We start from the raw sequence: 22,473 nt of genomic DNA, 5'->3' as shown, positions 1-22,473 counted from the left end.
CCCATAAGTACAAGGCCATGGCTCAGGAAATCGAATTAAAGTTTATCGTCAATCACGACGCCGTAGATGCGCTGCGAAATCATCTTCATACGCTCGGCGGCGAGCATCATGCGCCCAGCCAGTTGCTGAATATCTACTTCGAAACGCCTGATAACTGGCTACGCCGCCATGATATGGGGCTGCGTATTCGTGGTGAAAATGGGCGCTATGAAATGACCATGAAAATTGCCGGCCGGGTAACGGGCGGGCTGCACCAGCGACCCGAATACAATGTCGCGCTAAGCGAACCCGTGCTGGATCTGACGCAACTTCCGGCGGAGGTCTGGCCGGATGGCAACCTGCCCGCCGGCCTGGCATCAAGCGTACAGCCGCTGTTCAGTACCGATTTTTACCGGGAAAAATGGTGTCTGGACGTTGACGGCAGCAGGATTGAAATTGCGCTCGATCTCGGCGACGTAAAAGCGGGCGAGTTTGCCGAACCGATTTGTGAGCTGGAGCTTGAGTTGCTTCGCGGCGATACGCGCGCCGTGTTAAAACTGGCGAAGCAACTGCTGTCGCAAACCGGTTTGCGTCAGGGCAGTCTGAGTAAGGCGGCGCGAGGTTATCACCTGGCGCAGGGGAATGCGCCGCGAGAGAATACACCAACGACAATTCTGCGGACCGCCGCGAAAGCCACGGTAGAGCAAGGGCTGGAGGCCTCGCTGGATCTGGCGTTGTCACAGTGGCAGTACCATGAAGAGCTCTGGCTGCGCGGCGACGAGTCGGCGAAAGAACACGTGCTGGATGCTATGGGATTAGTGCGCCATGCCTTAATGCTTTTTGGTGGCATTGTTCCACGTAAAGCGAGCGCTCACTTACGTGATCTACTTACCCAGGCGGAAGCGACGATGACATCCGCGGTGTCCGCCGTCACAGCCGTTTATAGTACGCAAACGGCGATGGCGAAACTGGCATTGACGGAATGGCTGGTGACGAAAGCCTGGCAGCCATTTCTGGACGCGAAGGCGCAGGCCAAAATGGCCGATTCTTTTAAGCGTTTCGCCGACATTCATCTTTCTCGTCATGCTGCTGAATTAAAAAAAGTTTTTGGACAACCGCTGGGTGATAAGTATCGCGACCAGTTGCCGCGTTTGACTCGCGATATCGACAGCGTTTTACTGCTGGCTGGGTATTATGATGCGATGGTCGCGCAGGCATGGCTGGAGAACTGGCAGGGATTGCGTCACGCCATTATTACCGGGCAACGTATTGAAATTGAACATTTCCGTAATGAGGCCATTAACCAGCAGCCGTTCTGGTTGCACAGCGGAAAACGATAATCAGAACCGTAGAAAGCGCCTGATGACGCTGCGCTTATCAGGCTTACGGTATGCGGACTTGTAGGCCGGGTCAGGCGAAATGCCGCCATCCGGCATTATTTAAAGGATATCCCCTAAATGACGCCGCTCTCTTCACCCTTATCGCAGTACTGGCAGACCGTTGTTGAGCGCCTACCAGAAGGATTTACTGAGACATCGCTTAGCGTGCAGGCGAAGTCAGTACTTACATTTAGCGATTTTGCGCTGGATAGCGTGATAGCGCATCCGGAGTGGCTTGCCGAACTGGAATCCGCATCGCCGCAGGCTGATGAATGGCGACATTATGCTGGCTGGTTACAGGAGGCGTTGGCAGGTGTCTGTGACGACGCCTCGCTGATGCGTGAACTGAGGTTTTTTCGTCGTCGCATCATGGTACGCATCGCCTGGGCGCAGACGCTGTCGCTGGTGGACGATGAGACTATTTTACAACAGTTGAGCCATCTGGCGGAGACGCTCATTGTGGGCGCGCGCGACTGGCTGTATGCCGCCTGTTGCCGCGAATGGGGAACCCCCTGTAACCCGCAGGGCGTTCCGCAGCCGCTGTTGATTTTAGGCATGGGCAAGCTGGGCGGCGGCGAACTGAATTTTTCGTCTGATATCGATCTGATTTTCGCCTGGCCGGAACATGGCGAGACCCGGGGCGGGCGTCGTGAACTCGATAACGCCCAGTTTTTTACGCGTCTCGGGCAGCGGCTGATCAAAGCGCTGGATCAGCCCACAATGGATGGTTTTGTCTATCGGGTGGACATGCGCCTGCGACCGTTTGGCGACAGCGGCCCGCTGGTACTGAGTTTTGCCGCGCTGGAGGAGTACTATCAGGAGCAAGGACGCGACTGGGAACGCTACGCCATGGTGAAAGCGCGGCTAATGGGCGATAACGACGACGCCTGGTCTCGTGAATTACGCGCCATGCTGCGGCCTTTCGTTTTCCGCCGCTATATCGATTTCAGCGTCATCCAGTCGCTACGTAATATGAAAGGGATGATCGCCCGCGAAGTGCGACGCCGCGGTTTGAAGGACAACATTAAACTTGGCGCGGGCGGTATTCGGGAAATTGAGTTTATCGTGCAGGTATTCCAGCTCATCCGCGGCGGACGCGAGCCGTCGCTACAGTCGCGTTCGTTACTGCCGACGCTGGATGCTATCGCTGCGCTGCATTTGCTGCCTGAGAATGACGTGGCGCAACTGCGCGTGGCCTATCTTTTTCTACGTCGTCTGGAGAATCTGCTGCAAAGCATCAATGACGAACAGACGCAAACGTTGCCTGCCGACGATCTGAATCGGGCGCGGCTGGCCTGGGGAATGAAGGCGGAGAACTGGCCGCAGCTTGTTGGCGAACTGACGGATCATATGGCTAATGTACGCCGCGTATTCAACGAATTAATTGGCGATGATGAAGCCGATACCCCGCAGGAGGAAGAACGTTCAGAGCCGTGGCGTGAAGTATGGCAGGATGCGCTACAGGAGGATGATTCGACGCCAGTGCTGGCGCATTTAGCCGATGAGGATCGGCGACAAGTTCTGACCCTCATCGCTGACTTCCGTAAGGAACTGGATAAACGCCCTATCGGCCCGCGCGGGCGGCAAGTGCTGGACCAACTGATGCCGCACCTGCTTGCTGATGTCTGCTCTCGCGAAGACGCCGCTGTTACGCTATCGCGGATAACGCCGTTGCTGGCGGGGATTGTCACTCGCACCACCTATCTGGAGCTGCTGAGCGAATTTCCTGGCGCGCTGAAACACCTGATTATGCTCTGCGCCGCTTCGCCAATGATAGCGAGCCAACTGGCGCGTTATCCGTTGTTGCTTGATGAACTGCTCGACCCCGGCACGCTTTATCAGCCGACGGCTACCGACGCTTACCGCGACGAATTACGTCAATATTTACTGCGCGTGCCGGAAGAAGACGAAGAACAACAACTGGAGGCATTACGCCAGTTTAAACAGGCACAGCTTTTGCGGATTGCGGCGGCGGATATTGCCGGTACGCTGCCGGTGATGAAAGTGAGCGATCACCTCACATGGCTGGCGGAGGCGATGATTGATGCTGTGGTGCAGCAGGCGTGGACGCAAATGGTTGCGCGTTATGGTCAGCCAGCGCATCTGGACGAGCGCCAGGGGCGGGGGTTTGCGGTTGTCGGTTATGGCAAGTTGGGCGGATGGGAGCTGGGCTACAGTTCCGATCTGGATCTCATCTTCCTGCATGACTGTCCGATGGACGTCATGACCAACGGCGAACGCGAAATCGACGGGCGGCAGTTTTATCTGCGCCTGGCGCAGCGCATTATGCATCTGTTCAGTACGCGCACCTCCTCCGGCATTTTGTATGAGGTGGATGCGCGTCTACGCCCCTCTGGCGCGGCGGGAATGCTGGTGACTTCAGCGGACGCGTTTGCCGATTATCAGCAGCATGAAGCCTGGACCTGGGAACATCAGGCGTTGGTACGCGCTCGCGTGGTATATGGCGACCCGCAGCTTACCTTACAGTTTGATACGGTACGCCGCACTATCATGACGACGGCGCGCGACGGCAAGACATTGCAGACTGAAGTGCGTGAAATGCGCGAGAAAATGCGGGCGCATCTCGGCAATAAGCATCGTGATCGTTTTGATATTAAAGCTGATGAAGGCGGTATTACGGATATTGAGTTTATCGCGCAATATCTGGTACTGCGCTACGCTCATGAAAAACCTAAATTAACGCGATGGTCTGATAACGTGCGCATCCTGGAGCTTCTGGCGCAAAACGGCATTATGGATGAACACGAGGCGCAGGCGCTGACGGTAGCCTACACCACACTGCGTGATGAACTGCACCACCTGGCGTTGCAGGAGCTTCCCGGTCATGTGGCGCAGACATGTTTTAGCAAAGAGCGCGCGCTGGTGCAGGCAAGCTGGCGGAAGTGGCTGGTAGCCGTTTGAATTATGCTATTATCGCGCGCAAATTTTGAATCTCTCAGGAGACAGGAATGAAAGTAAATCTGCCAGCGTTTGAACGTGCAGGCGTCATGGTTGTGGGTGATGTAATGCTGGATCGCTATTGGTATGGCCCCACTTGCCGTATTTCACCGGAAGCGCCGGTGCCCGTGGTTAAGGTAAATACCGTTGAGGAACGTCCGGGCGGCGCGGCGAACGTGGCGATGAACATTGCGTCTCTGGGAGCGAACGCCCGTCTGGTCGGCCTGACGGGTATTGATGACGCCGCGCGCGCGCTGAGCAAAACGTTGGCGGAGGTCAATGTGAAGTGCGACTTCGTTTCTGTGCCGACGCATCCGACGATTACCAAACTGCGTGTGCTATCACGTAATCAGCAGCTCATTCGTCTTGATTTTGAAGAAGGCTTTGAGGGGGTGGACCCGCAGCCGTTGCACGAGCGTATCAACCAGGCGCTGGGATCGATCGGCGCGCTGGTATTGTCCGATTATGCCAAAGGCGCTCTGACCAGCGTGCAGACTATGATTTCCCTGGCGCGCCAGGCGGGCGTGCCGGTGCTCATCGATCCGAAAGGAACGGATTTTGAACGTTACCGCGGCGCCACGCTGCTGACGCCAAACCTTTCTGAATTCGAGGCGGTCGCGGGGAAATGTAAAAGCGAAGACGAACTGGTTGAACGCGGCATGAAGCTCATTGCCGATTACGACCTTTCCGCGCTGTTGGTCACGCGTTCCGAACAGGGAATGACGCTGCTGCAACCGAATAAAGCGCCGCTACATATGCCGACGCAGGCGCAGGAAGTTTATGATGTTACCGGTGCGGGCGATACGGTGATCGGCGTGCTGGCGGCGACGCTGGCGGCGGGAAATACTCTGGAAGAGGCGTGTTATTTCGCCAATGCGGCGGCGGGCGTAGTGGTAGGTAAACTCGGGACGTCAACGGTTTCCCCTATTGAGCTGGAAAACGCAGTGCGCGGACGCGCGGATACCGGCTTCGGCGTCATGACCGAAGAGGAGTTGAGACAGGCCGTCGCCAGCGCGCGTAAGCGTGGCGAGAAAGTGGTTATGACCAACGGCGTTTTCGATATTCTGCACGCGGGCCACGTCTCTTATCTGGCGAACGCGCGCAAACTGGGCGACCGCCTGATTGTTGCGGTCAATAGTGACGCCTCGACTAAACGTCTGAAAGGCGAAAGCCGTCCGGTTAATCCGCTCGAACAGCGTATGATCGTGCTGGGCGCGCTGGAGTCGGTCGACTGGGTTGTCTCTTTTGAAGAGGATACGCCGCAACGACTGATTGCCGGTATTCTGCCGGATCTGCTGGTAAAAGGCGGCGACTATAAGCCGGAAGAGATCGCGGGCAGCGAAGAGGTCTGGGCCAACGGCGGTGAAGTCATGGTGCTGAACTTCGAAGATGGTTGTTCCACGACCAATATCATCAAAAAGATCCAGACCGAGAGCGAGAAGTAAAACCGCGTCATCAGGCGTTACAGACGCAGCGGGCGCTGATTTTGAAGGCGCGTCGGACATTTTGTTTCGACGCGTATCTCGCGGTTGACGCTGCTTTTTTTTCGACCTAAAGTAAAGGAATAAGGGTGAGAGGGGATCTCTCCCCCCTCTGATTGGCTGTTAGTAAGCTGCGAAACTTATCAGTAACAGAACAATCAGTATGATGACCTGGTGCATCATAACCCTTTCCTTATTAAAGCCCCTTCCTCGGGAGGGGCTTTCCCGTTTCAGCCCCTTGCTGACATCGCGATTGTTGGTGAGTGGCCTGTCTGGCGCAAGGGCTTTATCCCGCCGATTTTGCGTTACTGGATCGCCTACGCAAAATGGCCTGCTGGTCATAACGCTTTGTACAGACAAGGTGGAAAAAAGATAAAAAAATCCCCGGCCTTATGGCCAGGGACAGGAGATATAGCGGGGAGTTATTGCTCTTTTACCGTTGCTTCGCGATTAATCTCATCCGTTGCCGATGAAACCAACGGCGTGGTCAGCGCCTTTAGCGAGCCGCCAGCGATGCCAATCTCGTTTAACAGCGAATCGATCAGCGGTGCCTGGGTACGATAGGTGAGCGCGGCAGATAAGGCTTGTTCCGCCAGGTTTCCCCCGTTAGCGCCGCCAGCGGCGACGTCGCCCGCCGTCGCGCTGCGATTGAGGCCATCGACCTGAATAATCTTAATGCCGTCGATGGATTTCATCGGTTCAACAGACTTCTCAATAACAGCAGGCAACGATTGTAAGAGCGCTAGTTTAAATTTGAGGCTGGTTTGTTCGTCAGATAGTACGTTGATAGCGTCATTCAGCGCCCGTTGCGCTTCGGCTTCCGCCAGACCTTTTTTACGCGTTGCTTCCGCCAGACCTTTTTTACGCGTTGCTTCCGCCAGTTCGATGATGGCGGCGGCTTGCAATTCTGCCGCTTCTTTCTCTGCTTTTGCCCGAACGGTCAGTTCGACCGCTTTGGTTTCCGCATCTTGCGCCGCGGCGATCAGAGCGACCTGCTTGGCGCGATCCGCTTCGGCGGTCTGGCGGGTGGTTTCTACGTTTTGCTGGGCGCGAACCGCATCGGCCAGCGCGTCGTTGGCGCGCGCTTCCGCTTGTGATTGCTGCTCGGATTTGGCGGCAATGGCGATAGATTTCGTCTGGTTGGCGATTTCTGTCACCTGTTGCTGTTCGATCTCTTTAATACGTACTTCACGCTCGGCCTCAACTTTCCTGGACCGTACTGCTTGCTCACGTTCGATCTCCGTCTCCTGGATCTGCCGCTCAGCAAGAATGCGCGTCTGTTCTGCTTCACGATGGCGCTCGGCCTCAAAAGCGGCAATTTTAGCGTTTTGTTCGGCGGTGCGGGTTTTAACCTGTTGCTCCTGCTCCAGAGTCATAAAGGCTTCTTGTTGCTCGATTTCCAGCTTGCGCTCAAGCGCGTCGCGGTTCTTTTCGCGCACCGCCACTTCCACATCCTGTTCCACTTCATTACGTTCACGACGGCGGCGTTCGGTTTCCTGCGTCAGTTTCGTCAGACCTTCGGCATCAAAGGCGTTGTTTGGGTTGAAATGTTCTTTGGACGTTTGGTTAAAGTTGGTTAATGAGACGCTTTCCAGTTCCAGGCCGTTTTTCGACAAATCTTCCGCAACGGTGTTTTGTACGCCCTGAACGAAGTTTTCACGCGTATCCTGTAGCTCATGCATCGTCATCTGGGCCGCGGTAGCGCGTAAGGCGTCAACGAATTTATCCTCAACCAGCATACGAAGATCTTCCGGCGACAGCGTTCGCTGGCCAAGCGTTTGTGCGGCGGTAGCAATACCTTCAACAGAGGGTTTTACACGCACGAAGAAAGCGACGACCACGTCAACGCGCATACGATCTTTGGTGATCAGGCTATCGACGGTAGCACGGCTGACTTCAAGTTTTAGGGTATTCATATTGATCGGAATAATTTCGTGAAAGATTGGCATCACAATAGCGCCGCCGCTCATCACCACTTTTTGCCCGCCAAGCCCGGTACGGACAAACGCCTGTTCCGCAGATGCGCGGCGATAGAGGCGAGCAAAAATGATCCCGATAATTAGTAAGACGATAACCGCAACGATGGCGGTAAACATCCATGATGGCAATATGCCAAAAACATCATCCATTATGTAAGTTCCTCTCAATTAAACGTAGAAGGTACGCTCAGCCAAATAGCGCGTTGCGGAAAGTCGGCAGACAATCAGCACCTTGTCTCCTTTTTTAAATTCTTTTCCCTTTTCGGGTTCCAGCAGTAAATAGTGAATCTGGCCGAACTTATCGGTAAATTTTCCTTCGCAAGGTGTACCGGCGACGGCGGCGTGGCCGGTAATAATCGCCATGCCGCCGATAAATTCCTCTTCCCTGAGGGCGGAGCTTTCATCTCTGGGTAGCCAGGGCGCGAGGATTTTTCCGCTGTAATGCACGGCAAAGACCGACAGGACAATGCTCAACGGGACCAGCAGCAGATTGCTGAGCGGCGCTTGCCAGAGCATGATCCCGCCATGCTGGATGAGGATGCCGAAGAGGCCGAAATAACCGGCCAATAGACAGAGGACGACCAGGGCGGGAACGCGTCCAATATTCAGATAATGAAGCGCCTGGCCCGCAGGGCCGGATGACAGGGCGTCATAATGATCGAGATGGGCGTCGAGCGCGCCTGAAAGAAAGTGGCCAAAAATCAGAGAAATCATCTCCAGCACGCCGATAAAGAAAACGAACGCAATGGCAAACAGATAGGGGCTGTTATACTCCGCAAATAAGGTCATATTTTCTATCCTTGTCGCCGCCTTCAGAAGGGTGTTCGCGTGATAATTTTCATGCTTGTTATTTCACTGCGTTACAATATCATGTGACCCATATCTCCTTAAGTCCGAAAAGCGATTTATCCGTCGTTATCTTTGGTGAATATTGTGATTTTGCGCATTAAATTTGCGCACGTTATGTATAAAACCGCCGTACATATAGGGAAATACTGAAATCAGAAAAAGCATATAGCCTTAACAGAATTCAATAACTGGAGGGTATGCTGATGAACAACAATAACGTCTATTCATTAAATAATTTCGATTTTCTGGCGCGCAGTTTTGCCAGAATGCAGGCGGAGGGGCGTCCTGTTGATATCCAGGCGGTAACCGGCAATATGGACGAGGAGCACCGCGACTGGTTTTGCAAGCGTTACGCGCTTTACTGCCAGCAGGCGACTCAGGCGAAAAGGTTAGAATTAGAACACTAATGCAGGCTTCCTTTACAGGTGCAGGGCATTATTCAGATCTTATATGAGCGGGCCGTCAGGCCCGTTCACGTTTTTACTCTTGTGGATCGACTGGCGGGATGGCGGGCGCAGGTTTTACTTCTTCAGGCTTGTCGCGAGCTTCCAGTTCGCTGAGGCGTTGCTCCAGCAGCGCCAGTTTTTCCCGGGTGCGCAGCAAGACCTGAGTCTGGACATCAAACTCTTCGCGGCTCACCAGATCGAGACGCGTCAGCTGAGATTGCAGCGTTTGACGGATTTTTTTCTCGATATCTTCCCCGAACTCGCGAATACCTTTCGGCATTGACTCATGAACCTGGCGTGCGATTTGCTCAATTTTTTTCGGGTCAATCATTGTGGTTTCCCTGAACTGATAAGTGTTAGCTCTTATTGTAGTGCGATATGTGGACGCCATAAACCAGAATTGTGTGACGTCATACGGAGTAAAGGCGTTGATGAAGGTAATCAATAGCGTTATAGTTAACTCGCTTATTCTCAGGGCGGGGCGAAATTCCCCACCGGCGGTAAATCAGCGATGTTTAACGCATTTCTCATCACGGCGCGCCGTGACGGAACGCGGAGAGCAGGTTGAAAGCCCGCGAGCGCTTTTTGCCATAGCGAAAAGGTCAGCAGATCCGGTGTAATTCCGGGGCCGACGGTTAAAGTCCGGATGGGAGAGGGTAACGATCCAGTCGGGCATGGACCCGCTCACGTTATTTTTTTGCCGCTTGTCGGCACTCCTAAGACTGCCCTGATTCTGGTAACCATAATGTTAATGAGGTTTTTTTACCATGAATCAGACGCTACTTTCCTCTTTTGGTACGCCTTTTGAACGTGTTGAACTTGCACTGGATGCGCTGCGTGAAGGACGCGGTGTGATGGTGCTTGATGATGAAGATCGTGAAAACGAAGGCGATATGATTTTCCCCGCAGAGACGATGACCGTAGAACAGATGGCGTTAACCATTCGTCACGGTAGCGGTATTGTTTGCCTGTGTATTACTGAAGATCGTCGTAAGCAGCTCGACTTGCCAATGATGGTGGAAAACAACACCAGCGCCTACGGTACCGGTTTTACCGTGACCATTGAAGCCGCAGAAGGCGTGACCACCGGCGTTTCCGCCGCTGACCGTGTCACTACGGTGCGCGCGGCAATTAAGGATGGCGCAAAACCGTCCGATCTTAACCGTCCGGGGCACGTTTTCCCACTGCGCGCTCAGGCGGGCGGCGTGCTGACGCGCGGCGGTCATACGGAGGCGACCATCGATCTGATGACGCTGGCCGGTTTTAAACCTGCAGGTGTACTGTGCGAGTTGACTAACGACGATGGGACGATGGCGCGCGCGCCGGAGTGTATCGCGTTTGCAGGCCAGCATAATATGGCGGTAGTCACGATTGAAGATCTGGTGGCTTACCGCCAGGCGCATGAGCGCAAAGCCAGCTGATCGAACGGATCATGGTTGAAAAAAGCCGATGAGATGTCATCGGCTTTTTTGTATTCCTTCGGTGCCATATCGTTCAGTTTCAAAGAACGACGAATAAGCTGAATGGTAAAATTATTGTGAGAAAAGCAGAGGCCTGAATGCAGACCTCTGCTTTGGTTTATCTATTCAGGTTATTTGCCTCTGGCCAGTTTCAATGCCCAGGCGCCGCTCATCACCAGCAGCAGAATCAGGCACAACCCAAAGGCCAACATACATGCCTGCGCCATGTTCATAAAGTGCCAGGGCGGAAGCAGATACCAGCCTTCGGACTGCTGGTAGAGATCGACAAACCACTGCTGTACGCTACTGAGCGTTACGCCATCAGGGACGATAGGCGCGTCATAACCGCAGTCTCCGGTAGGTTTAAACCACTCCGGTGCCCATTCCGCCAACGGTAAGTTGAAAGGAAAGGTCGGGTCAGTCGAACATCCTTGCACGCCAAAAAGTGAATCGGGGTCCGCATTATGTACCGCATGATGGATACCATTAAGCTTAATAGAAAACTTAATGCCCATAATGCTGCCATAAAACGCCGCGATGCAGCCAATCAGCTTCAGCACGATATTTTTGGGATTTATTGCCGCAATCACCCCGCCAATTACCATCACAAACATCGCGTAACGAATGTAAACACACTGTTCGCACGGCGCCATGTAGAGATAGATTTGGAAGAACGAGTGCGCCAGGATAATTAACCCTCCCATCGCGATGGCCATTAACAGCCACAGAAAGCGCTGTTCCTGCCATCTCACCAGCGTATCTACTGGTCTTGCGCGTAGGTCTCGCCATAATCCCTTAATAAAATCCATAATCGTTTCCCTGCTTATTTTTTAGTGGCCAGTTCCCGAACGAGTTCAGCCATAGAATCGATGGATTTGATGTTTTTGGTATAGATAAGGTACTTGCCGTTGACGACGTAAGCCGGAACACCCTGAATTTTGGCAACGTCATAGGCTGCTTTCCATTTTTCCAGAGTCTCCTGAACGGCAGGATCTTTCAGCGCCGCTTCAAAATCAGCCTGGCTCATGCCTGCGGCGTCCAGCCCGGTTTTAATAAATGCCGCCGGATCTTTCCCATCTGACCAGCGCTCTTTCTTATCATGGTAAGCCGCATACCAGGCGAACTTCGCTTTTTTGAATTGTGATTTAGCATCAAATAACGAAATCCCGGCAGCTTTATCTTTGGCGATCAGGACTGCAAATACTTCGCTGGCCTGTTTGCCATATTCGCCTTTTGTTTCCAGGTGGAACGGAGTGAACGTAACGAGATCGGCTACTTTGTCAGAAACCGGACCTGTTACGGCTTTGTCATATTTGTAGCAGAAAGGGCAGGCGTAGCTAAATACCTTAATCAGCGTTTTATCCGCATTAGGAATCGGTTTCTCCAGAACCATATAATCTGTGCCCTCGGTAAAAGCCGATGCCGCAAAAGGAGTGACCAATGCCGCGGTTAATACTACGCTTTTAAATAAAGAGGTAATCCATTTAGATGACATATTAATTCCTTCCCGTTATTTATTTAAACATTTGCGTTGGATGAACCAGTAATGCACGATAGTGAGTCTGGTTGGGTTTATCCGACAGCACATCAATTTCAACTTTCACTTCTTTCGTTTTATAGTCAATCTCATTCAGTTTGCCGACTGTGGGTTTACCAACGTCGAACAGGTTAATAGAACCGCCAAAGCCGAACATGGTGTCGCGGTCTTTTTGATATTCAACAACCGAGGTAATAGGACTATAGAAATCATATCCACGTTCTTTACCGTATTCCCAAACTTGTTGTACGGTGCCTTTCTTCTCATCGATCTTATATTCGACAAAACGGGAATATTTCATGGTCGGTAGAGCCGGTTGCTCCAGGCCGCGACCATCGCCGTTATCAAAGACCGTTAACGTGCCTTTGCTGGAAAGCCATGCCGTATGTTGGGTATAGGTGAAATCGAAATCGGTGTCCTTACACTTGCCGTTTTCGTCACAGGTCAACGGCTTACCATGATCGTCTACCGGTTTCAGCAATTTACTGGCTAGCTGCTTATTCCAGCCTTTAGACGGTGCCAGTATCCATTTCACCTGCTTATCGCGACCAATTTTTACAATACCCTGATGGCGGGAAGAAAGGATGATGGAGTCGTCTTTCGCGTCATAAGCGATAGAGTTGACGTGCGCCCAGTTACGACCGGCACCAACGCCAAGCGCATCGCCATACGGCGTATCCGGTTCGAGTTTCGCCTGCTGTCCGGCATGGGCCAGATCGACGTTCACGCATACTGCGCCCGCATCCAGCGCGCCGAGCAGCGCATCACGCATAGGGTCGAGGATTTTGGTTAAATCCCAAACGTCTACTACGCGGCCAGACTTATCGACCTCAATGATTTGGTCACGAATAGTATGAACATGTATGCCGTCTTCTTTGCGGTAATCGCGTTTGCCGACGCGCAGCAGTACGGTGCCGTTCACGGTTTCGATGGATTCATGAGACGCATCCAGGAACCCGCGCGGTAGTTTATGATCGGCAAGAATTTGCCCCATCATGTCAAACTCGTACCAGTGTTGGCCCTGCACCGCGGTAAAGGTGCCGCGAGGCGTTTCACGAATACCCATCAGGTAGCCGCGTTTGTTGATATTCATATCGTGGCCGTCGTAGAAGGTATCTTGATCCAGCCACCAGCGGTATTCACCCTGGGTGTCGACCACAAACGTATAAGGGGCGATATCGAAAGGCAAAGCCCCGCCCGCCGGACCGGCATCAAGAATGCCCGCATTTTTATCTTTTTCGCCGTGCCAGTGAAATTCAGCGCCCTGCGGCGTAAAGGTATGGGTATTTACCAGATAAAGGCGATCTTCAAATCCTGGCGCAACTTTAATAACTTTCGTTTGCTGGAGATCTGAAATAGAACGGTTATCCATATAATGGTTGACGATGGCGGACGTCTGCACCACATAGTCATCCTTCATGGCTTTGCCGTTTTCTTTATATTCTACCGTGACGTTGTTGGCAAATTTCTGATAAAGGCCAAAAATAGGAATACCGTCATAGGTTTCTAAAGACTCTTTCCCAACGGTATAAGTAACAGGAACGCCTTTTTCCCCTTTGCCATGTACAGTAACTTTAACGTCTGAAATAACATGGCTATCTAATTCCACCAGTGCGGTGAGAGGGGCATTACCGTAAGGATCGACAACGACTGCGCCTAATTTCCCTGCGGGCTGCGCCGGTTGAAAACCTGCGGCAAACGTACTGGCTGCGGTGAGTCCGCATGTCAGTGCGACGGCACCGGCAAGTATTGTTTTCCGGTATTGGTCAAACATGGATATATCTCCTTATATACAACTTCTAAATATAATACTTCTGAATATACTATGTTTTTATGAATGATAAATGAGGTAAATGATTGGTCTTTAAATATAAGTCATGATGCTGTTACTTATTTTAAAGTATATTCTGTATCAATATTTTTTAATTGCCTGAGTGAGTCGATAGTAGGAGTGTGATATTTTAAGAACAATATAAATTAGTACGAAGTGTGATCTTATCGACATTGTTTTCTGCTTAATACCTCTTTCATTATTGTGTTTCACCACTGATTTATATGATCAAAATCATTTATTTGTTCCACAAATATGCCAGTATATGAATACGTCAAAATAAGGGTATGTAAAATTTTAACGTTAAATGTTTAGTGATGTTAAATTTTAAGGGTAAAAAGGATGTTTATTGCCTGGTATTGGATAATATTAATCGTTCTGGTGGTAGTAGGGTATATTTGCCATATGAAGCGTTATTGCAGAGCGTTTCGGCAGGACAGAGATGCATTACTTGAAGCGCGAACGAAACGTTTTCGCCAGACGAGCGAAGGCGACAGCGTGATGAATGAGCAGAAATAGCGCATATCCTTGACGGGCAGCCGGATGTTGCCTGGCTAAAGGCCTGCATCCGGCGCGACGTTTCTCTTAACCGATACCTATAGTCTGCAAAATGACGAGACTGAGCCCCATGATGGACATACCGCAAAGCACGCCATAGCTGGGGTTATTGTTAGGATCGATCTCTTTTGCCAGCGGCATCAGTTCATCGACGGAGAGCGCCACCATAATACCGGCGACTGCCGCCATGATAGCCGCCATAACGATTGGCGAAACCAGGCTGCCCAAAATCAGCCACGCCAGCACGCCGCCAAGAATTTCCGCCATGCCGGAGATACCGGCCCAAAAAATCGCGGTACGTTTTGAGCCCGTCGCGGCATAAACCGGGCCGGCAACCGCCAGACCTTCAGGAATATTGTGCAACGCCACCGCCAGTGCGATGCCGAAACCCAGTTCAAGATTGCTGCTGGCAGTGACAAAGGTGGCGATCCCTTCCGGAAAGTTATGCAGGCTAATGCCGAGCGTCAATAAAATCGCAGTGCGTTTTATCGAGCCGGGAAGCGGCTGCTGCCTTTTTTGCACCAGATCCTGCGGATGAGCGTGAGGAAGCAGGCGATCCAGCCCGAAGTAGCCCAACAGGCCGATAATAAACATTCCGTAGCCCAGTACGGGCGACATTCCCTCGGTATCAAGCGCGGCGGGCAGCATCTCCATCAGCGAGATGAGCAGCATGATCCCTGCGGCGAAACCCAGCGAAAAAGCCAGCACGCGGTTAGACGGTTTTTGGCCGAGAACGCCAAGAAATGCGCCAATAAAGGTGGCGGCGCCCGCCAGTAAGGTCAGAATAAGTGGTACTGACATCCATTACTCCTTATCAATTTGCCGTCCGAACCTGACCTTCAAAATAACTGATGATCTTCATCATAGTTATCTGAGTTCTTCCTCTGTGAAGAAAGCGTATGGTGATGTTAACAAAATGTCTTTCCTGTAAGGATAACATCATGTCTTTAACGTGTATGCCAGCATTGTTTTTGGGGCATGGCAGCCCGATGAACGTGCTGGACGATAACGATTATACCCGCGCCTGGCGGCGATTGGGGGAAGCCCTGCCGCGACCACAGGCGATAGTGGTGGTGTCGGCGCACTGGTATACCCGCGGGACGGGCGTCACAGCGATGGAAAGGCCGCAAACTCTCCATGATTTTGGCGGTTTTCCGCAGGCGCTGTATGACACGCATTATCCGGCCCCTGGATCGCCTGCGCTGGCGCAGCGTCTGGTTGAACTGTTGGCTCCCGTTCCCGTCGCGCTCGATAAAGAAGCGTGGGGATTTGATCACGGCTCCTGGGGCGTATTGATCAAGATGTACCCGAATGCGGATATCCCGATGGTGCAGCTTAGTGTTGATAGTACCAAACCGGCGGCATGGCATTTTGAGGTGGGTCGTAAGCTGGCGACGCTGCGTGACGAAGGCGTGATGCTGGTGGCCAGCGGGAATGTGGTTCATAACCTGCGGACTGTGCGTTGGCACGGTGACAATATACCGTATCCCTGGGCGGCGTCATTTAATGACTTTGTGAAAGCCAATCTGACGTGGCAGGGGCCGGTAGAACAGCATCCGCTGGTGAATTATCTGCAACATGAAGGGGGGGCCTTATCGAACCCGACGCCGGAGCACTTTTTACCTTTGCTGTATGTACTTGGCGCCTGGGACGGCAAGGAACCTATCACCATCCCGGTCGACGGTATTGAGATGGGCAGTATAAGTATGTTGTCGGTGCAGGTGGGGTAGGCCGGATAAGGCGCTGAATGATTGCCCGATGGCGCTACGCGCATCGGGCTTACAGGAGAATCTATCCTTCGACAAAAATATGCGGATAGAAGCGGGAGAGATCCTGGGTGATCAGCGCCCGATCTTCACGGATACCAATTCCGGCGGGCTGATCGTTAATCAGCCAGCTACCAATCAGGGTGTAACTGTCGCCGAATTTTGGCAGCGGATAGAACTGTTGCACGATCATACCCTCTTCGCCATACGGGCCTTCCACGGATTCGATCGTTTTACCGTTCTCAATAATCGATACGTTCGCCCCTTCGCGGGAGAAGATCGGTTTCACGACATATTTATCCATTGGCGGATGTTCTTCTTCGGCGAAATACGCAGGCAACAGATTCGGATGGTCAGGGAACATCTCCCACAACAGCGGCAACAACGCTTTATTGGAGATAATGCTTTTCCAGGCCGGTTCCAGCCAGCGCACGCCGGCATCTTCCAGCTTGGTGGAAAACATCTCGCGCAGCATAAATTCCCACGGATAGAGCTTGAACAGGTTCGCAATGACCTGATCCTGCAGATCCGTAAATTGGCCTTTTTCCCCCAGACCAATATCGTCGATATAGAGAAATTCGGTGGCGATTTCCGCTTCGGCCGCGCAGTCCTGTAAATACTGAATGGTGCCGCGATCCTCAACCGTATCGCGACAGCAGGTGAGATGCAGCAACTGAAAACCGTACTGCTCGCGAAGTTCAGCAAAGCGTTCAATCAGCTTTTCCTGCAGGCTATTAAACTGATCGCTGCCTTCCGGCAGATTGCCCGCGTTGATCTGATCTTCCAGCCAAATCCACTGAAAAAACGCCGCTTCATACAGCGATGTTGGCGTGTCGGCATTATTTTCGAGCAGCTTAGGCTCGCCGATGCCGTCCCAGGCCAAATCGAGGCGGGAATAGAGCGACGGTTGTTGCGTTTGCCAGGACTGGCGAACAAAACCCCAGGTATGTTTTGGAATACGAAACTTCGTCATCAGTTCATCGCTGGCGATGACGCGTTCTACTACCTTGAGGCACATCTGGTGCAGCTCGGCGGTAACGTCTTCCAGTTTTTCCACCTGGGCGAGCGTTAACTTGTAATAAGCGTCTTCACACCAGTACGGTTCACCATACATAGTGTGAAAATTAAACCCGTATTCAGTCGCTTTATCGCGCCAGTCCGGGCGCTCGGTAATACTGACTCTTTCCATGCGTATCAGCCGCCCATCGAACGTGTTGAAGTACCGGCAGCGCTACGCTGCATGGTGCTCTGTTTGGCGACGGATTCGCCAAAACCGCCGCGGGTAACGGTTGTTGTGGTGGCCGGTTTCGGCGCCATCGCGGTTTTTGGTACGGTCATTGTCCGGCCCGGTTGCGCCGCGCCGTAGTTTTTACCTGCCGCATCGGTATATTTGCCGTATGCAGGGCTGGCCGGGTTTTTCGAGCTAAACAGCGGCTGTTGCGCAAAGCCTGCGCCGCCGCCCATCAGACGCCCCATCATGTAACCTGCCATAAGCGGCATCCAGAAACTGCCGCTGGATTGTTGGGCCTGCGCCTGATTTTCCGGCGCCATGCCAGCCTGTGCGGGCGCTTGCTGGCACTGACCTTCGCCAAACTCAGCGACGCAATCTTCGCGTGTAGCGTACTTAGGCGCAGTACGTTCGGCCTCTTTCAGCGCATTGTTATACGCGGTTGTACACTCCGCGCTTTTGCCCGGATTCGCCGCTGAACAGTCATCAGCGTTTTGATACAGCGATACGGTTTCATCGCTTTTTTTACAGCCAGCCAGCATAAAAACAGCCGTAACCGCCAGGGCGACCGGCGTTAAATGCCGCGCGCTCCAGCTTTTGCGAAATGATGCGTGATGGATGGATTTTGTCCGTTTCATATTTGTCTTCCAGGACCCAGTGGTAAATACAACATGCGTTCAGAATAGAGGATGACTGGTCGAAATTGAAGCGAGAAAAGGCGAGAATGCGGCGGAATAGCAGGATCTTTACGTTGTCTTACGTTCAGGCGCGGCTTTATGACAGGTAGCGCCGCGCTTACCAGACCTACAAGGGCATAGGTCTGATAAACGTAGCGCCAGCGAATAACTTATCAATGCCGGAATGGATTGCCGTTATTGCTGTTGGCGCGAGCGGCGGTCGGCTGTACTGCCGGCGCGGCGCTATGGGCATTATAACCGTCTGCGGCAGCATCCTGCTCTGGCGTTTCCGGCGCTACGCTTTCCGGCGACGTCGGGATAGGTTTACCCAACGTACTGTTAAGCGCGAGCAGATCCTGCTCGTTCAGCGTACCGAGCGCATATTTGATATTTAACTGATTAATCAAATAGGTATAACGCGCGTTGGCCAGTTGCTGCTTGGCATCATACAGAGTGGTGGTGGCATCCAGTACGTCAACAATGGTACGTGTACCGACCGAGTAACCGGCTTCCATTGCATCCAAAGAACTTTGCGCGGAAACGACTGCCTGTTTATACGCGTTGATGCTGCTGATGGAGGCGTTAATATTGTTAAAGGAAGAACGTACGGTCTGCACCACGCTACGGTGCGCGCTTTCCAGCTGTTCGCTTGCGCCGACGAAGTTATACTGCGCCTGTTTTACCTGCGAGTTAACCATCCCGCCTTGATACAGCGGCAGGGAGAAGTTCAGGCCGATTTTATTCTGCCCCATGTTGCTATCGTCGTACTGGGCGGAGTTGGTTTTAGAACCGCTATAAGAGGTATCAGAAATGCCGGTTGAGGCCGTTAAATTCAGCGTCGGCAGATGGCCATCCTGCGCCTGACGGATTTGCTCGCGCGCCAGATCCTGACTTAAACGCGCCTGCAACAGCGACAGGTTACGGTTTTCCGCTTCCTTCAGCAGCGCATTAACAGCTTTGGGTTTGTCGGTTTTAAAATGCTCGACGTTAAGCGACGCCAACTCCGGGTAATAATTGCCGGTTACCTGGCGCAGTTCTTCTACCGCGTTATCCAGGTTGTTGCGGGCAGTCACTTCATTCGCCAGTACGGTATCATATTGCGCACGGGCGTTTTGCACGTCGGTAATGGCGACCAGACCCACGTTAAAACGTTGCGTCGTTTGATCTAACTGACGGTAGATAGCCTCTTTTTGCGCCTGGGTATAGGAAAGCACATCAATAGCGTTCAATACCTTAAAATACGCGTTCGCGGTATTGAGGATCAGCGTCTGCTGATCGGTCTGATAGGTGACATCCTGAATGCCTGCTGCTTTTTCTTGCAGGGTGAGCCCACGCCATTTCGACATATCAAATAGCGTCTGCGTTAATTGCAGAGAAGCGCTGGTTTCATTGGAGTTGATACCGTTCGCATCGCGATAACCGTTGCTGTAGGTGTAGTCGGCACCTAAACCCAGTTGCGGCAGTAAAGGACTACGCGCTTCGTTAATTTTTTCGAATGCAGCATCGCGATCGGCAGCGGATTTACGCAATTCCGGGTTGCTCAGGCGTGCTTGCTGATAAACTTGCATCAGGTTCTCTGCCTGGCTTAGTGTGCTGAACCCCGACAGGCTCAGGCCGATAAGGATGGGGAGCAATTTCTTCATTTGCATTCCTTGTTGTGAAGCAGTATTTAGCGCTGATCAATTTGTAAAAATAATTGCTGATTCTAGCAGAATCCGCCACTGCAAAAAGTTGGCGTTACGTGCCATACGAGCCTTAATTGGCACCAATTTACCACAAGGGTGATAAAACAGCAGTCAACCACCCTTGAAATTCATCATTTAATCATTATTGCTAGCAGGGCAGCACAATGCGTAAATCAGACAACTTGCCAGTTACTTTCACCAAAAGCGATGTAGAAATTATTGCACGGGAAACGCGCTATCGCGGTTTTTTTTCATTGGATGTGTATCGATTCCGCCATCGTTTATTCAACGGAGAAATGAGTGGCGAGGTAAAGCGCGAAATTTTTGAGCGCGGGCACGCCGCCGTCTTGCTACCCTTTGACCCTGAACGCGACGAGGTGGTGCTGGTCGAACAGATTCGTATTGCCGCGTATGACACAAGCGTTACGCCGTGGCTGCTGGAGATGGTCGCCGGCATGATAGAAGAAGGCGAAACCATTGAGGCGGTCGCCCGGCGGGAGGCGATGGAAGAAGCGGGGCTGACCGTAGGCCGCACCCGACCGGTCATCAGTTACCTGGCGAGTCCAGGAGGAACCAGCGAGCGCTCATCTATTCTGGTGGGTGAAGTGGACGCCACGACCGCGGCAGGTATTCATGGTCTGGCGGATGAAAACGAAGATATTCGGGTTCATGTGGTAAGCCGGGAACAGGCATACCAGTGGGTAGAAGAGGGGAAAATCGACAACGCAGCCGCAGTCATCGCTTTGCAATGGCTTCAGTTGCATCATCAAGAGTTAAAAAACGAGTGGAAAAAATGAAGCGTTATACACCTGACTTCCCAGAAATGATGCGTTTGTGCGAAACCAATTTTTCGCAATTGCGCCGCCTGCTGCCGCGCAATGACGCCCCCGGTGAAACGGTGAGCTATCAGGTGGGCAACGTACAATATCGGTTAACGATTGTGGAATCGACCCGATACACTACGCTTGTAACGATCGAGCAAACGGCGCCAGCCATCACCTACTGGAGCCTGCCGTCGCTGACGGTGCGCCTCTACCATGATGCGATGGTGGCTGAAGTGTGTTCAAGCCAGCAGATCTTTCGCTTCAAAGCGCGGTATGATTATCCAAATAAAAAGTTGCATCAACGCGACGAAAAGCATCAAATTAATCAGTTTCTGGCCGACTGGCTACGATTCTGTTTAGCACATGGAGCGATGGCGATTCCGGTTTATTAGCGTCGTGAAACCTAAGGACACCATTTGGAAAGCCTGTTAACCCTACCTCTGGCTGGTGAGGCCCGAGTCAGGATTTTACAAATTACAGATACTCACCTGTTTGCCGAAAAGCATGAAACGCTGTTAGGCGTCAATACCTGGGAAAGTTACCAGGCCGTGCTGGAGGCTATTCGGGCGCAACAGTATGAATATGATCTGATCGTGGCGACCGGCGATCTGGCGCAGGATCAATCCGCTGCGGCTTATCAGCATTTTGCTGAGGGTATCGCAAGCTTTCGCGCGCCTTGCGTTTGGCTACCGGGCAATCATGATTTTCAGCCGGCAATGTACAGCGCGCTGCAAGAGGCGGGGATTTCCCCGGCTAAACGCGTGTTAATCGGTGAACAATGGCAGATTTTGTTGCTGGATAGCCAGGTGTTTGGCGTTCCGCATGGCGAACTGAGCGAGTTCCAACTGGAATGGCTTGAGCGTAAGCTCGCCGATGCGCCAGAGAGACAGACATTGCTCCTTTTGCACCACCATCCGTTGCCGGCAGGGTGCAGTTGGTTGGATCAGCACAGCTTGCGTAATGCCGGTGAGCTGGATAGCGTGCTGGCGAATTTCCCGCGTGTAAAATATCTGTTATGCGGACATATTCACCAGGAGCTGGATCTTGACTGGAACGGTCGCCGTCTGCTGGCGTCGCCGTCAACCTGCGTACAGTTCAAACCGCACTGCGCGAACTTTACGCTGGATACTATCGCGCCGGGCTGGCGTACGCTGGAGCTCCGGGCGAACGGCGTCCTGGAGACGGAAGTGCATCGCCTGCAGGATACCCGGTTCCGACCCGATACCGCTTCGGAAGGATACTGATGTCTACGCTTCTCTATTTGCACGGATTCAACAGTTCCCCTCGCTCGGCAAAAGCGTGCCAGCTAAAAAACTGGCTGGCGGAGCGTCATCCGCATGTTGAGATGATCGTCCCTCAACTACCGCCGTATCCTGCCGATGCGGCGGAGTTGCTGGAATCTCTCGTGCTTGAGCATGGCGGTGCGCCATTAGGGCTGGTAGGATCGTCGCTGGGTGGTTATTACGCCACCTGGCTGTCGCAATGTTTTATGCTGCCGGCTGTGGTGGTGAATCCCGCCGTGCGGCCCTTTGAATTACTGACCGACTATCTCGGTCAGAACGAGAACCCCTACACCGGGCAGCAATATGTGCTAGAGTCTCGCCATATTTATGATCTTAAAGTCATGCAGATTGACCCGCTGGAAGCGCCGGACCTGATCTGGCTACTGCAACAGACGGGCGATGAAGTGCTGGATTACCGCCAGGCGGTGGCATATTACGCCTCCTGCCGTCAGACAGTGACCGAGGGTGGTAATCACGCATTCACGGGCTTCGAAGATTATTTCAACCAGATTGTCGATTTTCTTGGACTGCACAGTTGCTGACAATCAATTCG

Annotated in this window: 22 protein-coding genes and 1 riboswitch; of the genes, 11 read left to right on the top strand and 11 right to left on the bottom strand. The window is 52.6% G+C overall.

What is annotated here, in order from left to right; genetic code table 11:
* Positions 1-17 precede the first annotated feature (17 nt).
* The 3 genes from EOS97_RS05835 to hldE all read left to right on the top strand — a co-directional run bounded on the left by EOS97_RS05835 (position 18) and on the right by hldE (position 5,761).
* Complete coding sequence (locus tag EOS97_RS05835; protein WP_000046229.1) at positions 18-1,319, top strand: inorganic triphosphatase; 1,302 nt, start codon at positions 18-20, stop codon at positions 1,317-1,319.
* 117 nt (positions 1,320-1,436) lie between these two features.
* On the top strand, positions 1,437-4,280 hold the full coding sequence (gene glnE, locus EOS97_RS05830) for a bifunctional [glutamate--ammonia ligase]-adenylyl-L-tyrosine phosphorylase/[glutamate--ammonia-ligase] adenylyltransferase (RefSeq protein ID WP_023165939.1): 2,844 nt from the start codon (positions 1,437-1,439) through the stop codon (positions 4,278-4,280).
* Positions 4,281-4,327: 47 nt separating this feature from the next.
* A complete protein-coding gene (hldE, locus tag EOS97_RS05825; protein ID WP_000867682.1) occupies positions 4,328-5,761 on the top strand; it encodes a bifunctional D-glycero-beta-D-manno-heptose-7-phosphate kinase/D-glycero-beta-D-manno-heptose 1-phosphate adenylyltransferase HldE in 1,434 nt (477 codons plus the stop codon).
* Positions 5,762-5,920: 159 nt separating this feature from the next.
* Here the strand turns inward: hldE and EOS97_RS26905 are convergent, their stop codons facing one another.
* The 3 genes from EOS97_RS26905 to EOS97_RS05810 form a co-directional block, all read right to left on the bottom strand.
* Positions 5,921-5,980, bottom strand: a complete 60-nt coding sequence (locus EOS97_RS26905) for a type I toxin-antitoxin system Ibs family toxin (protein ID WP_001804776.1) — start codon at positions 5,978-5,980, stop codon at positions 5,921-5,923.
* A 239-nt stretch (positions 5,981-6,219) separates the two neighbouring features.
* Positions 6,220-7,926 (bottom strand): flotillin family protein, encoded by a 1,707-nt coding sequence (locus EOS97_RS05815; protein WP_000342884.1) that lies wholly within the window; start codon positions 7,924-7,926, stop codon positions 6,220-6,222.
* An 18-nt stretch (positions 7,927-7,944) separates the two neighbouring features.
* Complete coding sequence (locus EOS97_RS05810; RefSeq protein ID WP_000171739.1) at positions 7,945-8,565, bottom strand: OB-fold-containig protein; 621 nt, start codon at positions 8,563-8,565, stop codon at positions 7,945-7,947.
* A gap of 257 nt (positions 8,566-8,822) precedes the next feature.
* Here EOS97_RS05810 and glgS point away from each other — a divergent pair, with 257 nt between their 5' ends.
* Positions 8,823-9,032: a cell surface composition regulator GlgS gene (gene glgS, locus EOS97_RS05805; protein ID WP_000928927.1), complete on the top strand. Its 210-nt coding sequence runs from the start codon at positions 8,823-8,825 to the stop codon at positions 9,030-9,032.
* Between the two features lie 73 nt (positions 9,033-9,105).
* Here the strand turns inward: glgS and ubiK are convergent, their stop codons facing one another.
* The gene (gene ubiK / locus EOS97_RS05800; protein WP_000566824.1) at positions 9,106-9,402 is read right to left on the bottom strand and encodes a ubiquinone biosynthesis accessory factor UbiK; all 297 of its coding nucleotides are present in this window, start codon (positions 9,400-9,402) and stop codon (positions 9,106-9,108) included.
* 132 nt (positions 9,403-9,534) lie between these two features.
* Positions 9,535-9,733: riboswitch (FMN riboswitch) on the top strand.
* 105 nt (positions 9,734-9,838) lie between these two features.
* Between ubiK and ribB the strand changes: the two genes are divergently transcribed.
* Positions 9,839-10,492 carry a 3,4-dihydroxy-2-butanone-4-phosphate synthase gene (ribB, locus tag EOS97_RS05795; RefSeq protein ID WP_001076978.1) on the top strand — a complete coding sequence of 218 codons (654 nt, stop codon included), beginning with the start codon at positions 9,839-9,841 and terminating at the stop codon, positions 10,490-10,492.
* 170 nt (positions 10,493-10,662) lie between these two features.
* Here ribB and dsbI read toward each other — a convergent pair whose 3' ends face one another.
* Genes dsbI through EOS97_RS05780 form a run of 3 tightly spaced genes read right to left on the bottom strand, consistent with a single transcriptional unit; the run spans position 10,663 to position 13,842 of the window.
* Entirely contained in the window at positions 10,663-11,340 is a 678-nt protein-coding gene (dsbI, locus tag EOS97_RS05790; RefSeq protein WP_000345576.1) for a protein-disulfide oxidoreductase DsbI, read from the bottom strand.
* Positions 11,341-11,354: 14 nt separating this feature from the next.
* On the bottom strand, positions 11,355-12,026 hold the full coding sequence (locus tag EOS97_RS05785; RefSeq protein WP_000096230.1) for a thiol:disulfide interchange protein DsbA/DsbL: 672 nt from the start codon (positions 12,024-12,026) through the stop codon (positions 11,355-11,357).
* Between the two features lie 19 nt (positions 12,027-12,045).
* Positions 12,046-13,842, bottom strand: a complete 1,797-nt coding sequence (locus tag EOS97_RS05780) for an aryl-sulfate sulfotransferase (RefSeq protein ID WP_000460265.1) — start codon at positions 13,840-13,842, stop codon at positions 12,046-12,048.
* Between the two features lie 399 nt (positions 13,843-14,241).
* On the opposite strand from EOS97_RS05780, the gene EOS97_RS26725 reads away from it, so the two are divergent.
* A complete protein-coding gene (locus tag EOS97_RS26725; protein ID WP_000469259.1) occupies positions 14,242-14,418 on the top strand; it encodes a hypothetical protein in 177 nt (58 codons plus the stop codon).
* A 66-nt stretch (positions 14,419-14,484) separates the two neighbouring features.
* On the opposite strand, the gene zupT is transcribed toward EOS97_RS26725, so the two are convergent.
* On the bottom strand, positions 14,485-15,258 hold the full coding sequence (zupT, locus tag EOS97_RS05775) for a zinc transporter ZupT (RefSeq protein WP_000115874.1): 774 nt from the start codon (positions 15,256-15,258) through the stop codon (positions 14,485-14,487).
* Positions 15,259-15,398: 140 nt separating this feature from the next.
* Between zupT and ygiD the strand changes: the two genes are divergently transcribed.
* Positions 15,399-16,187: a 4,5-DOPA dioxygenase extradiol gene (ygiD, locus tag EOS97_RS05770; RefSeq protein ID WP_001520560.1), complete on the top strand. Its 789-nt coding sequence runs from the start codon at positions 15,399-15,401 to the stop codon at positions 16,185-16,187.
* Positions 16,188-16,248: 61 nt separating this feature from the next.
* On the opposite strand, the gene EOS97_RS05765 is transcribed toward ygiD, so the two are convergent.
* The 3 genes from EOS97_RS05765 to tolC form a co-directional block, all read right to left on the bottom strand.
* Positions 16,249-17,412 carry a glutathionylspermidine synthase family protein gene (locus EOS97_RS05765; protein WP_000442836.1) on the bottom strand — a complete coding sequence of 388 codons (1,164 nt, stop codon included), beginning with the start codon at positions 17,410-17,412 and terminating at the stop codon, positions 16,249-16,251.
* Positions 17,413-17,417: 5 nt separating this feature from the next.
* Positions 17,418-18,089 carry a DUF1190 family protein gene (locus EOS97_RS05760; protein ID WP_127836127.1) on the bottom strand — a complete coding sequence of 224 codons (672 nt, stop codon included), beginning with the start codon at positions 18,087-18,089 and terminating at the stop codon, positions 17,418-17,420.
* Positions 18,090-18,301: 212 nt separating this feature from the next.
* The gene (gene tolC, locus EOS97_RS05755) at positions 18,302-19,777 is read right to left on the bottom strand and encodes an outer membrane channel protein TolC (RefSeq protein WP_001663008.1); all 1,476 of its coding nucleotides are present in this window, start codon (positions 19,775-19,777) and stop codon (positions 18,302-18,304) included.
* A 200-nt stretch (positions 19,778-19,977) separates the two neighbouring features.
* Here tolC and nudF point away from each other — a divergent pair, with 200 nt between their 5' ends.
* From nudF to yqiA, 4 genes are read left to right on the top strand one after another with little or no spacing between them, the layout of a single operon-like run.
* Positions 19,978-20,610 (top strand): ADP-ribose diphosphatase, encoded by a 633-nt coding sequence (gene nudF / locus EOS97_RS05750; protein ID WP_001231950.1) that lies wholly within the window; start codon positions 19,978-19,980, stop codon positions 20,608-20,610.
* A complete protein-coding gene (locus EOS97_RS05745) occupies positions 20,607-21,029 on the top strand; it encodes a DUF1249 family protein (protein ID WP_000833404.1) in 423 nt (140 codons plus the stop codon). Before nudF ends, EOS97_RS05745 begins: the two co-directional genes overlap by 4 nt.
* 24 nt (positions 21,030-21,053) lie before the next feature.
* Positions 21,054-21,881: a 3',5'-cyclic-AMP phosphodiesterase gene (gene cpdA, locus EOS97_RS05740; protein ID WP_000444735.1), complete on the top strand. Its 828-nt coding sequence runs from the start codon at positions 21,054-21,056 to the stop codon at positions 21,879-21,881.
* Positions 21,881-22,462 (top strand): esterase YqiA, encoded by a 582-nt coding sequence (gene yqiA / locus EOS97_RS05735; RefSeq protein ID WP_000105725.1) that lies wholly within the window; start codon positions 21,881-21,883, stop codon positions 22,460-22,462. Before cpdA ends, yqiA begins: the two co-directional genes overlap by 1 nt.
* Positions 22,463-22,473: the final 11 nt, after the last annotated feature.

It is taken from the genome of Salmonella sp. SSDFZ54, from assembly GCF_004010735.1.
Taxonomy (GTDB): Bacteria; Pseudomonadota; Gammaproteobacteria; order Enterobacterales; family Enterobacteriaceae; genus Salmonella; species Salmonella enterica.
This window is presented reverse-complemented; position numbering and strand designations above follow the sequence as displayed.

Excerpts from the sequence above, each read along its gene's own strand:
- EOS97_RS05810 (WP_000171739.1), bottom strand. The coding sequence starts at position 8,565 with ATGACCTTATTTGCGGAGTATAACAGCCCCTATCTGTTTGCCATTGCG.
- EOS97_RS05765 (WP_000442836.1), bottom strand. The coding sequence starts at position 17,412 with ATGGAAAGAGTCAGTATTACCGAGCGCCCGGACTGGCGCGATAAAGCG.
- tolC (WP_001663008.1), bottom strand. The coding sequence starts at position 19,777 with ATGCAAATGAAGAAATTGCTCCCCATCCTTATCGGCCTGAGCCTGTCG.
- zupT (WP_000115874.1), bottom strand. The coding sequence starts at position 15,258 with ATGTCAGTACCACTTATTCTGACCTTACTGGCGGGCGCCGCCACCTTT.
- EOS97_RS05785 (WP_000096230.1), bottom strand. The coding sequence starts at position 12,026 with ATGTCATCTAAATGGATTACCTCTTTATTTAAAAGCGTAGTATTAACC.
- EOS97_RS05780 (WP_000460265.1), bottom strand. The coding sequence starts at position 13,842 with ATGTTTGACCAATACCGGAAAACAATACTTGCCGGTGCCGTCGCACTG.
- EOS97_RS05815 (WP_000342884.1), bottom strand. The coding sequence starts at position 7,926 with ATGGATGATGTTTTTGGCATATTGCCATCATGGATGTTTACCGCCATC.
- EOS97_RS05760 (WP_127836127.1), bottom strand. The coding sequence starts at position 18,089 with ATGAAACGGACAAAATCCATCCATCACGCATCATTTCGCAAAAGCTGG.
- dsbI (WP_000345576.1), bottom strand. The coding sequence starts at position 11,340 with ATGGATTTTATTAAGGGATTATGGCGAGACCTACGCGCAAGACCAGTA.
- yqiA (WP_000105725.1), top strand. The coding sequence starts at position 21,881 with ATGTCTACGCTTCTCTATTTGCACGGATTCAACAGTTCCCCTCGCTCG.
- glnE (WP_023165939.1), top strand. The coding sequence starts at position 1,437 with ATGACGCCGCTCTCTTCACCCTTATCGCAGTACTGGCAGACCGTTGTT.
- EOS97_RS05835 (WP_000046229.1), top strand. The coding sequence starts at position 18 with ATGGCTCAGGAAATCGAATTAAAGTTTATCGTCAATCACGACGCCGTA.
- ubiK (WP_000566824.1), bottom strand. The coding sequence starts at position 9,402 with ATGATTGACCCGAAAAAAATTGAGCAAATCGCACGCCAGGTTCATGAG.
- EOS97_RS05745 (WP_000833404.1), top strand. The coding sequence starts at position 20,607 with ATGAAGCGTTATACACCTGACTTCCCAGAAATGATGCGTTTGTGCGAA.
- ygiD (WP_001520560.1), top strand. The coding sequence starts at position 15,399 with ATGTCTTTAACGTGTATGCCAGCATTGTTTTTGGGGCATGGCAGCCCG.
- EOS97_RS26725 (WP_000469259.1), top strand. The coding sequence starts at position 14,242 with ATGTTTATTGCCTGGTATTGGATAATATTAATCGTTCTGGTGGTAGTA.
- glgS (WP_000928927.1), top strand. The coding sequence starts at position 8,823 with ATGCTGATGAACAACAATAACGTCTATTCATTAAATAATTTCGATTTT.
- ribB (WP_001076978.1), top strand. The coding sequence starts at position 9,839 with ATGAATCAGACGCTACTTTCCTCTTTTGGTACGCCTTTTGAACGTGTT.
- nudF (WP_001231950.1), top strand. The coding sequence starts at position 19,978 with ATGCGTAAATCAGACAACTTGCCAGTTACTTTCACCAAAAGCGATGTA.
- hldE (WP_000867682.1), top strand. The coding sequence starts at position 4,328 with ATGAAAGTAAATCTGCCAGCGTTTGAACGTGCAGGCGTCATGGTTGTG.